Origin of the sequence: Jeotgalibacillus proteolyticus, assembly GCF_002926065.1 — a bacterium.
GTDB classification, from domain to species: Bacteria; Bacillota; Bacilli; order Bacillales; family Jeotgalibacillaceae; genus Jeotgalibacillus; species Jeotgalibacillus proteolyticus.
Genome location: NZ_PREZ01000004.1, coordinates 321141 through 335927 on the forward strand (window position 1 = coordinate 321141; position 14787 = coordinate 335927).

The following is a 14787-nucleotide window of genomic DNA, read 5'->3' on the forward strand; positions in this document are numbered from 1 at the left end:
ATGCAGGTAATCTTACCTATTTAGCTACAGGAAGCATTCTGATGTATTGACCAGAAACGAAGGCTTCTGCATACAATTTATTTTCTGATTGGACCCGGTGCCAATTGACACCGCTAACTGATTGGCTGCCGTTAATGACAACAGGGATATTCTCGTTCAGCTTATAAAGACTTGAATGAGACGTTCCTGCTCCACTGCGGAAATTCAAGCCGTCCGTTGTTGTTATGCCAAGTGTTTTTTTGTTGATGTCCTTACTTCCTAAATGAACATCAGCCCGGTACATATGACCGGCAATTTTTTCTCCCCAATACGCATCTGAAGCGTAACGCACGTTCATTCCGGCGGCTTTATTTCCTAAGATTGAACCATTGTAAAAACTTCCTGTTACGGTTTGATAATTTTGATTCACACGCTGCGCTGCATCTTCAATTGATTCTCTAAAAGTAGCATACGTATAAGCTCCACGGTATGGATCTGAATCCACTGCACCGTAACCAAACAAATTATTTTTATCCTGCGCAATTTTGCTTGTTCCCCAGGCACTTTCATGAATTGCATGGGACATTAAGTAAAGAGCATTAATTTTATATTTCTGCTCCATTTCCTTAAAGAACCTCCCGCTTCCTACTAGAGGACTTGTCGTCCATCTTTTGCCATAGGCAGTCTGATTGTAGTAAGGAAACTTGTCATTTAAATACTTATCCAGCTCTGCAGCCGTATAATTTGAGACGGTATGCAATGGCAGTTTATTAAAATACTGATGGGATTCTGTTACTTTTTGTCCATTTTTAGTAGTAAAGTTTGCACCGTCCCAGCTAAAATACTCTACTCCCTGACTAAGCCCTGCTGGAGCTTTTCCAATTGCACCTGTTGAAACATAGGCACCAGTAAAATGATTATATAAAATATGCTCAAGATTGCCATTCGCTACACGGTAATACGACTGGCCTTTTTTCATTCCATCCGGTATTAACACTACATTTTCCGGTTTTACATATCCTGTTTTTCCAGCAAGCTCAACCTTTACAAACTGATCGGTTGAATCCAGATATTTCATCTCCGTGTTTGAGCTTACATACGGTCTAAATTGGCCGCCTGGCGCCCATTGGAAGTTTTGAGTATGATAAACCTCTGTAAAGGCGTTCGTTGCAACAATTCCGCTTTGCATCCATATAACTTTGTTGTTTGCCTCAACTGCATGCACATTGTTAGTAGACTGAACATATTGCTTGGCCTGAGCAAAGGTTTCAAACTGCCTTACTACCTTAGTGGAATCAGTTAGAACTGTAGAAGCTTGAAACGGCAAATTTTGAGGAGGAAATACTTCATCTCTTCCCTTTAGCATAACAAGCGCCACCATCCAGCGTTTAGAATTATCCAATGGTTTGAAGGTATTATCTGTATTCCCGTTCATAATTCCATGGTGTGTCAGGATTCGCACATTATCCCTATGTGCAGGATGAATGCTGTTGGAATCACTGAATGATAACTCAGCTGTGTCTTCAGCTTTTACATTTATCCCCTTTGCTGTAAGTGCACGAGAGACCATAGAAGCCATTTCTTGACGGGTAATTTTCTCACTAGGCTTAAAAAGATTTCCTGGGTACCCGGTTGTTATTCCAGCCTCTACAGCAGCAGTAATCGGTCCAATATACCAGGCTCCTGCCTTCAAATCTTTAAAATCAAGTTGATTAGATGCTGAAGAAAAACTCAAAGCTGCTCCTTCTGCTGCCTTTCCTATTTCAAATGCTTCTACAACCATTTTAACAAACTCTGCACGCGTTACATCTCTATCCGGTTCAATCTTACCTTTATCGTCCCCTTGTATAACGCCCAATTCCATTAACTTTCTAACTTGTTCTTCATATTTATGCCCTGTCAGATCATCCGCCGCACTGGCTTCTCCAGGGGTTACAAGTGACATAATCAACATTAACGCGATAGCTGCAATAAAAATTTTCTTCATTTAAGATTATTTCCTCCCTTTTCTACAAAATAATACATAACACTATCTTTATATCGTCAATATTCTAGTAATCTTAACAATTATTTCTTTATTAATTCTTTTAAATAGGTTTTATTACCTGTATTTCAAAATAAGAGGCAGTAAAAAAAACAGTAAACACAAAAAAGAAGCCCGCAGGAAATTCCTGCAGGCTTCTTATCATTTATTAATTCTGTAAAAATCTGTACACTACAACTGCCGACTCAGCGCGGGTCGTATTATTCTTCGGTGCAAATGAACCGTTTGGCAGCCCTTGAAGAAGCCCTATCTCAACTGCCTGATAAATTGACTCCTTCGCATAAGGAGCGATTTTTGCTTCATCACTGAAATGACCTTCGTAATCGGAGACATCAATCTCCTCAACAAGCTCAGGATCCAGATACTCAACCGCACGCATAATCATTGTTGCCATCTGCTCACGTGTGATTGGAGCATTCGGCTGGAACGATCCATTTGGCATACCGTTTACAATGCCGGCTCTTGCTGCTGCTTCTACTCCCTGAACACTCCAATGAGATGCAGGTAGATCCGTAAACGATCCAGCTGCTTCTCTTGTCGGAAGCTGAAGTGTTCTCGCAAGCAATACCGCAAACTCAGCCCGTGTCAGTTGACCTTTAGGAACGAAGGTTGTATCTGTACGTCCATTGACGATAAGAAGTGAAGCTAATACCTCTACCTCATCCTTTGCCCAGTGCTTCATGATATCGGAGAAGGTTTTATTGCCTTCCACAATAGCTACTGATGCAAACGACTGAGTATTAAACACGTAAACTCCGTCTTCTTCTAAACCGCCTGCATATTCCCATTTACCTGAAAGAGAATTTACATAAGCAGCTGTTACCTTTCGCTCATCCTTCACTTTAGAAAGATCAGTAGGAAGTACATACGTTAGCGGTTCTGACGTAACTGTCACTGCAGCTCCGTTTACTTTCGCTTCAAATGCTACGACTGGCGATAACAGAGTCAGCCCCTTAGCATTATTGCCCAGGGAATTACTTTCTTTTAGCGTAAGCACAACATTCCCCTGCAAATCTTGTTTAATAACCTCTGCAGGAATGTAGACGCCTTTGTCACCAGAACCAATCCAGAGATTCATTTCATTTGTTGCAAGATCTTTCAGAGCGCCTTCTCCAAGACTAACATCGGCACTCAGCTTTCCTTCAGCATTAAGAGGAATCTCTAATTCAATATCCTCTCCATCCGCTTCAGAAATTAGCTGTGCAATTTCTTCATCAGTATAGCCGATGGTCAGATGGTTGCCTGCATCTCCTTCAGCATTTTTATAAATGGTTAAGGTCTTTTGCGTAACGTTATCTGCCAGATCAGATACCTCAAGCACAATACGGTTTACACCAGGCTGTAGCGGTAATTCAATGCCCTCAATTACTTTTTCAATTGAACGCATTTCAAATGGTTCGTCAAACGAATTGGCAAAAACCTCGCTTCCATTTACATGAAATCTTAGTTCATCAAAGTTATCTGCCACTTTTACATCAATTTTCGGGTTTGGTTCATTTGCTCCAACAGTTCCCGGTACTTTGGTAAGAACCTCTAATACAGGAGCAGTTGAATCCAAAAGGAATTTACGTGCAATTTCAACAGACTTGCCATTTTTTCCTGTGGCTTTAATCTGGATATCATGCACACCGTCTTCTTCAAAGGTTACTTCTTCGAAGAAATAAACTTCTCCATCAAATTCCTCTAGCTCAACTTTCTTCCCATCAATCTCAATGGATTCTACACCTAATGGACTTGTTGCGAATCCTTCAACAAAAACCGTTTTTTCACTCGTTACCTCTAAAGGTGCAGGTGACAAGACATAAAGCTCAGGAACAAGATTGTCTCCTCCATCCTGCACAACAGCACTCTTTTTATTACCTGCGTAATCGTAAGCTACGATTTCCACTTTTTGATTTTCTTTCACTTTCTTTTTAAAAGCAAAAGTATCATCTTGAGGTGATACAAATTCTGTAATCACACTTGTTCCGTCAACAAGAACATCCAGATATTGAACACCGACGCCGGCATCTTGTGCCTGGTAGGTAATCGTTTGATTTTCAAAATCAAGTGATGCTTCAATTTCCGGTGGTGTTACGTCAACTTTAACCGGTAAGTGAACAGCTTGCCATTCAGCTCCCGGGTAGTCCACCTTCGAAAGTAATTCGATATAATACTGGCCTTCTTTTGCGATTTTATTGTTTACTTTTCCATCCCAAGCAAAGGAAGGGTCTAATGTATATTCAAGACTCGACCCATTGTCAAAAAAGTTTTTACGGACGTTTTTCTCTGAACGGATCGTTCTTAATACATTTTTATCTTTGTCAGTTACATTTACTTTGAATTCCTTCGCATTTCTCAGGAAGGATATCACAGGAAGAACAGTATCGTAATGCTTATCATTGTTTGGAGAAAATGCCACTTTCTCAGGATCAACTGTCAAATTCGCAATATCAAAAATATTCTGACCTAAAAATTCCAGTGTATCACCAGAAAGAAGGCTTGTGATTCCATAAAAAGAAGTATCATCATATAGTGGCGAATCGACGACAGGCGCCTTCGTCCAATCTCCTTTAAACCCTGCATATGGTACATGTAATGGAACCACTGTATCAGTTGGATCAGTAAATGTTACAAATCCTTCAACATGATAGCCATTTTCAAATATTTCTTCAGGACTGCCGCCCTCTACAGCAGCGTTTGAAAGATCCACTTCAACCTTTATATCAACAGATCCTCCGGCTGGTACACTAACAGTATTTTCAGCCTGCCCATTAATTAAGATGGCAGCTCCCTGAATTTCCTGACCTCCCCATACGTTAGGGTAGACATACCCTTGCTGTGAATAATCCGTTTGAATATTTGCAGCAACATCATATTTAACTTCTTCATCCGATAAATTCTGAGCTGAAAGAGTAAACTCAAAAGAATCTCCTGAAATCTCTTTTAAAGCCACTTTAGCCTCGTTAGTTTCTTTTTCAGTCACGACTGCAGGTGTGCTGAGTGCTGCATGCAGCTGCATTAACCCTGCTCCCTGTCGTCTAGGTGAAACCGGAAAATCTTCACTGTCATAAACGAGTGTTGATGTATTCATCATAAGATTCTTCGCAAGGTTTACCCTGTCGGAAGTTTCTGCTCCAAATTCTTCATCCACACGCTGGAATACCAGAGCTGAACCGCCGGCAACATGTGGGGCTGCCATTGAAGTACCGCTCATTACTCCGTATTCATTATCGTTTAATGTAGATAAAATATTTCCGCCTGGAGCTGTAATCTCAGGTTTAAAATCAAGATTAGGCGTAAGCCCCCAGGAAGTAAAATCACTCATGGCTCCTGCCTGAGGATTCATTACCGTAATAGTCTCTCCATTAAAATTGACTTTTACTGTGCTGCCGTTGCTAAGTGCTGAGGCCAGGCGTTCACCATCTGCTTTAGACAGGGCAAGCTGAGGAATTGTAATAGAAGGATCAGACGCCATATTTAATACACCGTCTTGATTATTATAAATAATGACGCCCTCTGCTCCTGCAAATTCAGCGTTCATGGCTTTCTCAACAAACGTAATGCCACCCCGCTGAACTAATGCATATTTGCCTGTTAAATTCTTACCGGCAAAATCCGCTTCTGTTCCCAAGCCGCTATTTACCAGCTCATATTCTGTTTTAACAAAATCATTTGGATGTACGGAACTTGCAGATAAAAATGAAGCAGTGCCGGTTTCCCCGTCAATATCATAGGTTAAAGCATCCATATCAATATACGTGTTTTCAAGTGAAGCAACCTGGAGTGATTCATAGGAAACACCAGGTGATCCGCTTACGCCGTAATCAGGATTTGAAGCATAAGGAGCGTCAAATCCATCTCCAAGAAGCGCAGAGTTCCCGGCTGAGATCGACACCATAATTCCGCTGTCAACTGCTCTTTTAACTGCTTCCTGCTCAGGATCATCAGCAGAGACAAACCCCGCTGTGGCTCCTAAGCTGAGGTTTAAAACATCTGCATCCATTTTAATGGCATCATCGATGGCTTTAATGATGATATCACTGAAGGTGGAAGGCATCAGCGGGTCATTTCCAAACACCTTTAATGCCAATAGTTGGGCTTCAGGAGCTACTCCTGAAAGACCTCCCTCTTCGTCATTCCCGTTTGCACCTACCGTTCCGGCTACGTGCATACCGTGTTCAGAGGCTCCCGCTCCAATATCTTTAATCTCGGTTGTATTGTCCATATAGTTGTAGCCGTAAGGTACTTTTTCAGTGTAAAACTCACCCTTAAGCTGCAGATCGGTTATTTTCTTATTAACCGCACTTTCTGACAGCTTATTTTCAGTACCTTCACTAATTGTCATATCTTTATGAGAAGGGTCAATACCGGTATCAATAACCCCTACTACCATTCCTTCTCCTTTATAACCATAATCATTCCAGGCCCTTTGTGCTTCAATTAATTCCTTGGAATATTTCATTTCCGGCTTAACTACCGGTCGTTCATACTCAGTTGCAATATGTACTTCTTTTACGCCGTTGATTTTTTCAATAGCGGAAACATCTTTCGCTTTAACTGTTGCACTAAATCCATTAACAACAGTAGTAAATTCATTAATAATTTCTATATCCCGTGAGACCTTTTGTACTGCCTGCTGTACTGAAGCCTGTTTTACAATCAGATCATCTTCAGTTGTTTTTTGTTCCTGTTTGGAAAGATCTTTAAGGGAAATCCCTTTCTTAATTGCCTTCTCAATGACAGGAGCGTCGTTCAGCTCTACAATAATCCTGAGATCTTTATCAGGGTCTTCTGTGATTTCCAATGGAAAATTATCTCTGTCCGGCTTTTCAGGAAGCTCTTGCCTGGCCCCCATGGCCATGCTGCTAAAGAAAAGCAAAAAGACTAATGATAAAAGCAGACTTCTCTTCAATACTTTCAAGCTACTCATTCCTCCTATGAAAATTAGTATTTTTTAAAAAATCTGACATTAATCATATTACAGTAAAATTACATCCAATTAAATGATTCTTATTACCTATTAAAGAAGCCGGAAGATAAATAGGAAGTGACTATAACCTCATTTAAATAATTGAATATCTATTTTTTATAGTCTTATAGATTCTTAATACTTCAAAAAATAAACAGTTTAAAGAGGATAATCTAATTTAATTTTCAGAAAACCTATTCAGTAATGTTTGAAATATAATCGTAAAATAATTTAATGTTTATATGTGTTACGATGAATCTCGTAATAAATATTGGTACTTTTAGTAGATTACAGGAGGATTAATTGGTTGAAAAAGGTTATTTCTAAAACACTCATTGTCACTCTCGCATTTTTGTTAGCACTCGCGCTTCAACCCCCACAAACATCATCAGCCGCCAGTCAAGGACAACAAGCAGTTAATATCGCAAAAAAATACATTGGAACCCCCTATCTTTATGGAGGTAAAACCCCAAAGGGCTTCGATTGTTCAGGATTTTTAGTGTATGTTTACAACCAGCTAGGCGTTTCTCTGCCTCACGGTTCAGCAGCACAGTATAATGTAGGTACCTCGGTATCAAAAGCAAATCTGCAGCCAGGTGATATGGTTTTCTTTAAAAACACATATAAAGCAGGCATTTCTCATGCTGGTATTTACATAGGAAATAATGAATTTATTTCAGCAGCAAACGCAGGTGTCAAAATTGACAATATTAATGATCCCTATTATTGGGGAAGTAAATATGCAGGAGCTAAAAGGATTTTAAAGGAGCCTGCTAAGCCAAAGCCGGATCTTCCAATAGGACAATATTATGATGTTAAAAGCAGTCACTGGGCAGCAGCAGAAATAAGAACTCTTAGTCAGCAGGGAATAGTTACTGGATATAAGCATAGTGAATTTAAACCCGATGATACTGTCACAAGAGCAGAAGCTGCGACCATGATCGCGAAAGCTCTGAAGCTTGAGCAGACTTCCGGCTCAGCTTTTAAGGATGTACCAGGCTCACATTGGGCTAACGGTTATATTAATGCTGCACATCAGGCTGGAATTGTGAGCGGACGCGGGAACGGGGCTTTTGCACCTAATGCAAAAATTACCCGCGGAGAAATCAGCGCGATGCTAACACGTGCATTTGCATTAAAGGCATCTAACGGCTCAACAACCTTCTCGGATATTCGCGGCCATTGGGCAGAATCAGCTGTTAAGCAGGTAGCTTCAAGCAATCTTGCCAATGGATATAAAGATGGTACATTTAAACCGAATGCGAATGCGACAAGAGCAGAGTATTCTGCTTTTATCTACCGGGCAATTAATCATTAAAAAAAACGGACCTGAAGAATATACTTTTCAGGTCCGTTTTTTTATTTCCATTATTTATCTTTTAAATGCGTAAAAAGCTGATATACTTTTGGTAAGATAACTTTGCAGGAGGCGGGCTTAACATGAAGTGGAATCGGTTAGCAAAACTTTTGTACAGCGGAGGAGCCACTGTTCTGGCAGGAATGTTTATCTATGTTTTTTTTAGCTCAGATCCCGTTCAGGAGCTGTTTTATCGTTTTCTGCCTTATGAGTTTGATTTATTGTTTCCGCTCTTACTATTTTCGATCTTTCTGGGACTTTTATTTGCCTTACCAGTTTATTTTTACTTTTTTCATGACAGGATTAACCTGAGCGGAGCTATGATTGGTGCTGGTGCAGGACTGTTTATTATAACAATTGTAAGGTTCATTATTAATGGGTCAGCGATGTATGGAAATGCTTCCGACGAAATGCTGGCTATTTATGACTGGCTTGTTTTTTTACCGTTAGCAACGATGATCGCAGGCTTTTTTGTTATTAAAACAAAGAAAAATCCTCAGATGCATTGGGTGGTTTTTGGGATGGGAACGGGGATCCTTATCTCTTATGTCGGCACCCTGGGTATAAGATATGTAAATAATAGCTTAACCTCTTTATTTTATTTTTCAGCAACAGAATGGCTATATGTAGCCATCGGAACCCTGCTTATCGTAATTTGCACCTATTTGCTAACACATATGCTGATTAAAAATGACGCAAAAAATAATAAATTACTCGTTTAAGCAGAAAAGACATGAGCCATTTCAACTCATGTCTTTTTTATTTCGGTTATTCCTTTATGGCTTTATTAAGCATCTCGGCAAATTCAGCACGGTTAATTGGATTTTGCGGGTAAAATAAACCATCCGGGCGGCCCTGAATAATGTTATTATCATAGGCTGCCTGAATTGCATCATAATAATATTCATTAGATGAGACATCTGTAAATGCCTTCTCTCCGGTGCTTTCAAGGCCAAATGCTCTCTGCAGAATAAGGGCCATGTCTCCCCTTTTGATGTTCACTTCCGGTCCATATACACCATCAGTAATTCCTTTTACGTAGCCGAGCTTATACGCAGCATTAATGTATCCTAAAGCGTAAGAATCCTTTGAAACATCTTTAAAAAAGTTCTCCTGCTTCGATTCTGTTAGCTCTAATACTCTTCCAATCATCGTTATGGCTTCCGCTCTTGTAATATTAGCATCAGGGCGATAGGTCCCATCTGGAAACCCGGTCACCACCCCTTCATTAAAGATTCCCGTTATCGACTCTGTATACCAGACATTATTTTTCAGATCAGGAAAAAGGGCTGCTTTAGATTGAATCGGCTGTACAAGCCCATAGCCAAATTGATTATCTCTTCCAGTTGGTCCAAGGTCTATGGCGCTATTTCTCATAATTCCTCTAATTTGTGAATGCGATAGATGAGGGTAGGCCTCCATATATTGAGCGATAACACCAGTGACAAACGGTGTGGCAACTGAAGTTCCGTTTGAAATACCATAGTCGTTTTGAGTTTCTGTTTTGGCATTTACTGCCGTACTGTTTATTCCTTCTCCTGGGGCCATGATTTCTAATGAAGGGCCGTAATAAGAAAAATACGATCGGGTATTATTTTTCGATACTGAACCTACGGCAATAACAGATGGATATTTTGCAGGATATAAAACATCCGTAATAGTTGCATTCGTTTCATTATTTCCAGCTGCAGCTACAAAGGTAAATCCTTTTTTATTGGCTTCATTTAATAGATTTCGCAATGTTTCTGAATTTGATTGAGTTGTCAGGCTTAAATTAATGATGTCCATATCATTTTTAATCGCCCAGTCGATCCCCTCAACTACATCAATTAACGTTCCAAGGCCGGTACTGGATAATACTTTTACAGAATAAATATCTGCACCAGGTGCTACTCCTACTACGCCTATAGTATTATCCAAAGCACCAATAATTCCGGCAACATGGGTTCCATGTCCCGTAGGATCAGTGTAGGGAGAACTGTTTTCAATGATCGAAATTCCCCCGGCGATTTTTAAATCCGGGTGTGTTCTATTAATCCCTGAATCGACAACCGCAATCTTTATTCCTTTGCCAGTGTATCCTGCAGCTTTTGCAGCTGGTGCTTTAATATGATTGTAGCCCCAGCTTGGCGCCTGTGCAGCTGCTTCCACAACTTGATCCTCTTCTATGTATGCGATGGAGCTTTCACCTGCTGCCCGCACAGTCTGTGATTCCGGAAGGGTTGCAATGACTGTAGAAATAGTGGAAAGCTCTGTATGTATTTCAGCACCCATTTCATCTAACAGCTCATAATCTATTTCCTCTTCAAAGGTAATCATGATTTTTTCCTGGTCCTCATTGACTGATTCTGCCCTTGCTTCTTCCGGACTATTGCTGACAAAAATCAATAGAATGGTTAGTAATCCATATAAAAGCTTTTTTGCCAATCCTTTCCCCTCCCCCGTAATGATTTTATTATATAACACATAAAGAAAAACGGATTGCAAAATCCGTTTTTCTTTTAAATTATTTATCTGCTTTGCTTCCAATTATAGTAATCTTCAATTCCATCTGCTACTGCTTTTGCTGCACGATCTTTATATGTGTTGCTTGCGAGCTTTTGAGCATCTGAAGAGTTGGTTAAGAATCCAAGCTCTACTAAAGCAGCAGGAAGAGGATTTGAGTTAATTACCCGGAATTGAGCATCCTTTACGCCTCTATTAGGGTGATCCATTGCTTTATAAAGCCTGTTTTGAATAAATGTCGCCAGCTGTTTACTGTCAGCAGAGCGCTGATCCGTTGAAGCTGAATAGAAGGTTTCTGACCCGCTGACGGATGAACCTGCAGCGTTAGCATGAATACTTACAAAAGCATCTGCTCCATTGCGAACACCAAAGCTTGCCCGATCATCCAGGGAAATAAACACATCTGTGGTTCTTGTCATGAGAACAGAAATCCCTTTCCCTTGTAAAAGGGTGTTAATTCTCTTGGAAACATCGAGATTAACATCTTTTTCCTGTAAACCGTTAGCTACTGCACCAGGATCATTACCGCCATGACCTGGATCAATTACTACGATTCTCTTTACCTCTCCGGCTTTAGCCAGATAATCCATACTGATATAACCTGTCAAATTGCCGGACTTACCATAAACCCAGGTGCCATTGTAGCCATAGACCTCTACCTTCGCACCGGTATGAACTTTCCCGATGGATGCATGATTCGTCCCAGGTCCCTTACGTACGTTTAAATCATTTGTCGTAACAGTCATTTCCTCGATCTTTGCATTTTGAAAAACGACTCTAAAATCGGGATTAAGCCCCCTTGCAACGAAGGCAGCAAAGTCCTTACGATTTACTGCGAGGTTAGGAGAATACTTGCCTCCGCCTGTTCCATTTGTAATGCCAAATGTGGCAATTTTATTGATGGCAGTATACTGACTGTTAGCATTCGTATTTACTTTAACATCCGTAAAATATACGGAGCTGGTTTTTAATAAATTAAAAGCTCTGCTTAATAAGAACGCCATTTCTCCACGTGTCATTGTATCTAACGGTCTGAAAGTCCCATCAGAATCACCTGTGATAATGCCATTTTTAACTGCTTCCTGGATGTACCCGGAACTGTACCCGTTAGCTTTAACATCCGGGAAGGATGTCTTTGTTGGAGCTCCGTCATAACCTAATGCCCGTCCGATCATGGTCGCCGCCTGTTCACGTGTAACTGGAGCAGCTGGGCTATATGTAGTCTTAGACGTACCATTAATAAACCCACGTTCATATAGATAAATAATTTCTTTGTCTGAAGAACTGACGTCAGTAAAAGGGGTACTGGCCGATACCTGAGCCGTACCTAAACTCGAAAACACTAAAACTGAAACGGTAAGAAACAGTAAAACCTTGTGAAAAACATTCTTCATGATGCTGACATCTCTCCTTAATTCTTTAATAGTTTCATAAGGAGAATTTTATCAGTATTTTATACTATATTGTGACATCTTTTTCAAAATGGTGATAAAGGTACTATATTATTACAATAAGTTACATATTATTTCATGTTCATGTATAAGATGGTATCTGCTTTTACTTCTATTTCGATTATTATTTCGTTAACCAGCCACTTACCGGACAGCTCAATTTCACTTAAACTGCTGCTTGAACTGCTTTGGAGAACATGCAGCAATAAATCATGCAACATAGAAACCTTTAGCTTTCTCTCCAGATATTCACTTTCAATTCCTTTAACTCCTCTATCATTGGAAAAGTATTTATGAAAATACTCATCGTAATAAGTATTTAGGTAGATGTCTGTATTTTTAACAATCGATTTTTTTGTTTCATTTATATGATTATTGAGGTCTTCTTTATCGTTAAATTTGTTCCATTTCAATAAGCGATGAAGATCTACTTGCAGTGCTGTGTATAACTCTCTAAAAATGATAATTTCTTTTAAAAGGTTTTCTTTGTAGAGGTGGTCAGTATGATAAATAAAGGCCTTTTTTTGAATAAGAAAATGAAAGGATTCCATAACAGATTTATGGCTATAATGACTTGAAACATGTTCAACCAGCTGCTGAATGTCTTTCCGGGCCTTAACCTTTTTGTTTTCTATCTCATCATTATTACTAGTTAATTTCTTTTTCTTGTTTTGAAAAAACATCTTTTCACCTGCCTGCTTTGATCGGTTATCTATTTTTATACTATAGCATTCCTATTGATAAAAAAAGGCTCTCGACAAATGCAAGGATCAAATATCCTGCATTGTCGGGAACCTTAATATCTTTTAAGCTATTGGATTGTATTCGCTTTGCAGGTCTGCACCTTTTTCTCTGAACGCTTTTTGCTCAGCTTTGGACATTGATTTATATTCTTTTAAAAAGGCTTCGTACTTCGGCATGACTTGATGGTCCGTGATAGATTGCTTACCGCCGTTATCGTTTAATTATCTTTGCCATAAGCTTTCTGAACCTGTAATAGACTGTCTTTTCTCTTATAGTAATGGTAGCATTTCCACGATTGGTCCTATAAATCTGGAATTCTCGATTTGAAGTGCTTACTTTGATTTTTTTATTTTCAAGATCAAAATAACGGAGTCTGGCAGATCGTTTTGATTCAATTTCTATAAATAAATCATATTCCCCTATTAAACCCTCGAATGATTGATGGAGGGATTGTATTGATAAAGAAACATTAACCTCCTGAAGTGAATAAGGGTATATGAGCATATCGTTCGCCTTATTACAATTAAAGTTAGCTATCCTTATTCGCGATTTTCCCTGCCTGCTTGTTCCGACTAACGAAGCTGTAAAAGGCTTAATCATTTTAGGATTCATAACCTTAATACTTAACATCAGCTCATCATGATTTACATTAACCGCTTCAATAATTGCTTCAGGTTTAAATACACCCTTTAGAGAATATCGCTGCTGCACGCCGTCTACATAGAGCGTATGATCAGCTTCGTAAACGATTTGTTTATTCTCTAAATTATTTTTAACTGTAGATAAGAGCAGTAAATCCTCCGGACTATTTTTAAAAATTGCAGCTGCAAAAAGCCGTTCTTTACCACTCAGTTTAGTGACAACAGTTTCCTGAAGATTCAGGAGGTAGTTACTCACTTCCTCAAACCATACATCTCTGTCTTCTTTATGAACTAGAGAGTATTTTTCGGCGTGAAGCCTAATAACATCCAAACAACCTTTAAGCTCATACTCTCTTTGAATAAGACCATCAATATTTTCTGTTTTTAGCCAATTATGGCACAGCTTCAAAACCTCTAAGCGATCCAGTGTGTTCTGCAGTTTCATCTGCTCCTGAGTAATGGAAAGCTCTTCCGTGTCCTCCCGAAGCCTCCAGTAATAGACTGTCTCATTAATTATGGCAATCCGAGTAGCTAAAACCTGTCCTTGCAGGGAAAATAATAAATCTTCGTAATATTTCCCCTCCAAAAATAACAGGTTATGCTCTTTTACAAAGGATGTTTTCCAAAGCTTATTGCATACAATACTGTCCTGCACCAAGTGTTTTTGAGAGTGGACATTTGTCACTTCAGGTTTTGCATATAAATTAAATTCAAGGTGTCGAACAGGTATATAGCTCCTTTGCTGATTCTTTCTCAGGACCTTACCTACGGCTATATCTGCCTCACTTTTCTCTGCTTTAGTAACAAGAGCCTCTATTGCCTTTTTAGGTATTACATCATCAGAATCTAAAAAGAAAATATATTTTCCGCTGCTCTCTTTTACACCTCTGTTTCTTGTATAGCCGAGTCCATGGTTCGATTGCATAAGTAACTTAAAACGATCATCCCGCTCTGCAAAAGAAGTTGCGATCTCAACGCTTTTATCCTCAGAACCGTCGTTAATCAAAATAACTTCAAGATTCCTATAGGATTGATTAATAACTGATTCTAAGCATTCCTCTAAATATTTTTCAGCATTATAAATGGGGACAATGATCGTTACCTTCGCCATTCGG

At 39.4% G+C, this 14787-nt stretch carries 8 protein-coding genes; 2 read left to right on the top strand and 6 right to left on the bottom strand.

What is annotated here, in order from left to right; genetic code table 11:
- Positions 1–16: 16 nt before the first annotated feature.
- Both C4B60_RS11905 and C4B60_RS11910 read right to left on the bottom strand, forming a co-directional pair.
- The gene (locus tag C4B60_RS11905; protein WP_104058229.1) at positions 17–1966 is read right to left on the bottom strand and encodes an S-layer homology domain-containing protein; all 1950 of its coding nucleotides are present in this window, start codon (positions 1964–1966) and stop codon (positions 17–19) included.
- A gap of 205 nt (positions 1967–2171) precedes the next feature.
- Entirely contained in the window at positions 2172–6926 is a 4755-nt protein-coding gene (locus C4B60_RS11910) for a S8 family serine peptidase (RefSeq protein WP_167578647.1), read from the bottom strand.
- A 355-nt stretch (positions 6927–7281) separates the two neighbouring features.
- Here C4B60_RS11910 and C4B60_RS11915 point away from each other — a divergent pair, with 355 nt between their 5' ends.
- Together C4B60_RS11915 and C4B60_RS11920 are read left to right on the top strand one after the other, a co-directional pair.
- Positions 7282–8292, top strand: coding sequence for a C40 family peptidase (locus tag C4B60_RS11915; RefSeq protein ID WP_245153957.1), 1011 nt, complete (start codon positions 7282–7284; stop codon positions 8290–8292).
- A 122-nt stretch (positions 8293–8414) separates the two neighbouring features.
- Positions 8415–9053, top strand: coding sequence for a hypothetical protein (locus tag C4B60_RS11920; RefSeq protein ID WP_104058231.1), 639 nt, complete (start codon positions 8415–8417; stop codon positions 9051–9053).
- A 46-nt stretch (positions 9054–9099) separates the two neighbouring features.
- Here the strand turns inward: C4B60_RS11920 and C4B60_RS11925 are convergent, their stop codons facing one another.
- The 4 genes from C4B60_RS11925 to C4B60_RS11940 form a co-directional block, all read right to left on the bottom strand.
- Positions 9100–10758 carry a S8 family peptidase gene (locus C4B60_RS11925; protein ID WP_104058464.1) on the bottom strand — a complete coding sequence of 553 codons (1659 nt, stop codon included), beginning with the start codon at positions 10756–10758 and terminating at the stop codon, positions 9100–9102.
- Positions 10759–10841: 83 nt separating this feature from the next.
- The gene (locus C4B60_RS11930; protein WP_104058232.1) at positions 10842–12230 is read right to left on the bottom strand and encodes an N-acetylmuramoyl-L-alanine amidase; all 1389 of its coding nucleotides are present in this window, start codon (positions 12228–12230) and stop codon (positions 10842–10844) included.
- Positions 12231–12358: 128 nt separating this feature from the next.
- The gene (locus C4B60_RS11935; protein ID WP_104058233.1) at positions 12359–12970 is read right to left on the bottom strand and encodes a hypothetical protein; all 612 of its coding nucleotides are present in this window, start codon (positions 12968–12970) and stop codon (positions 12359–12361) included.
- A gap of 271 nt (positions 12971–13241) precedes the next feature.
- Positions 13242–14783, bottom strand: a complete 1542-nt coding sequence (locus tag C4B60_RS11940; RefSeq protein ID WP_104058234.1) for a glycosyltransferase family 2 protein — start codon at positions 14781–14783, stop codon at positions 13242–13244.
- Positions 14784–14787 lie beyond the last annotated feature (4 nt).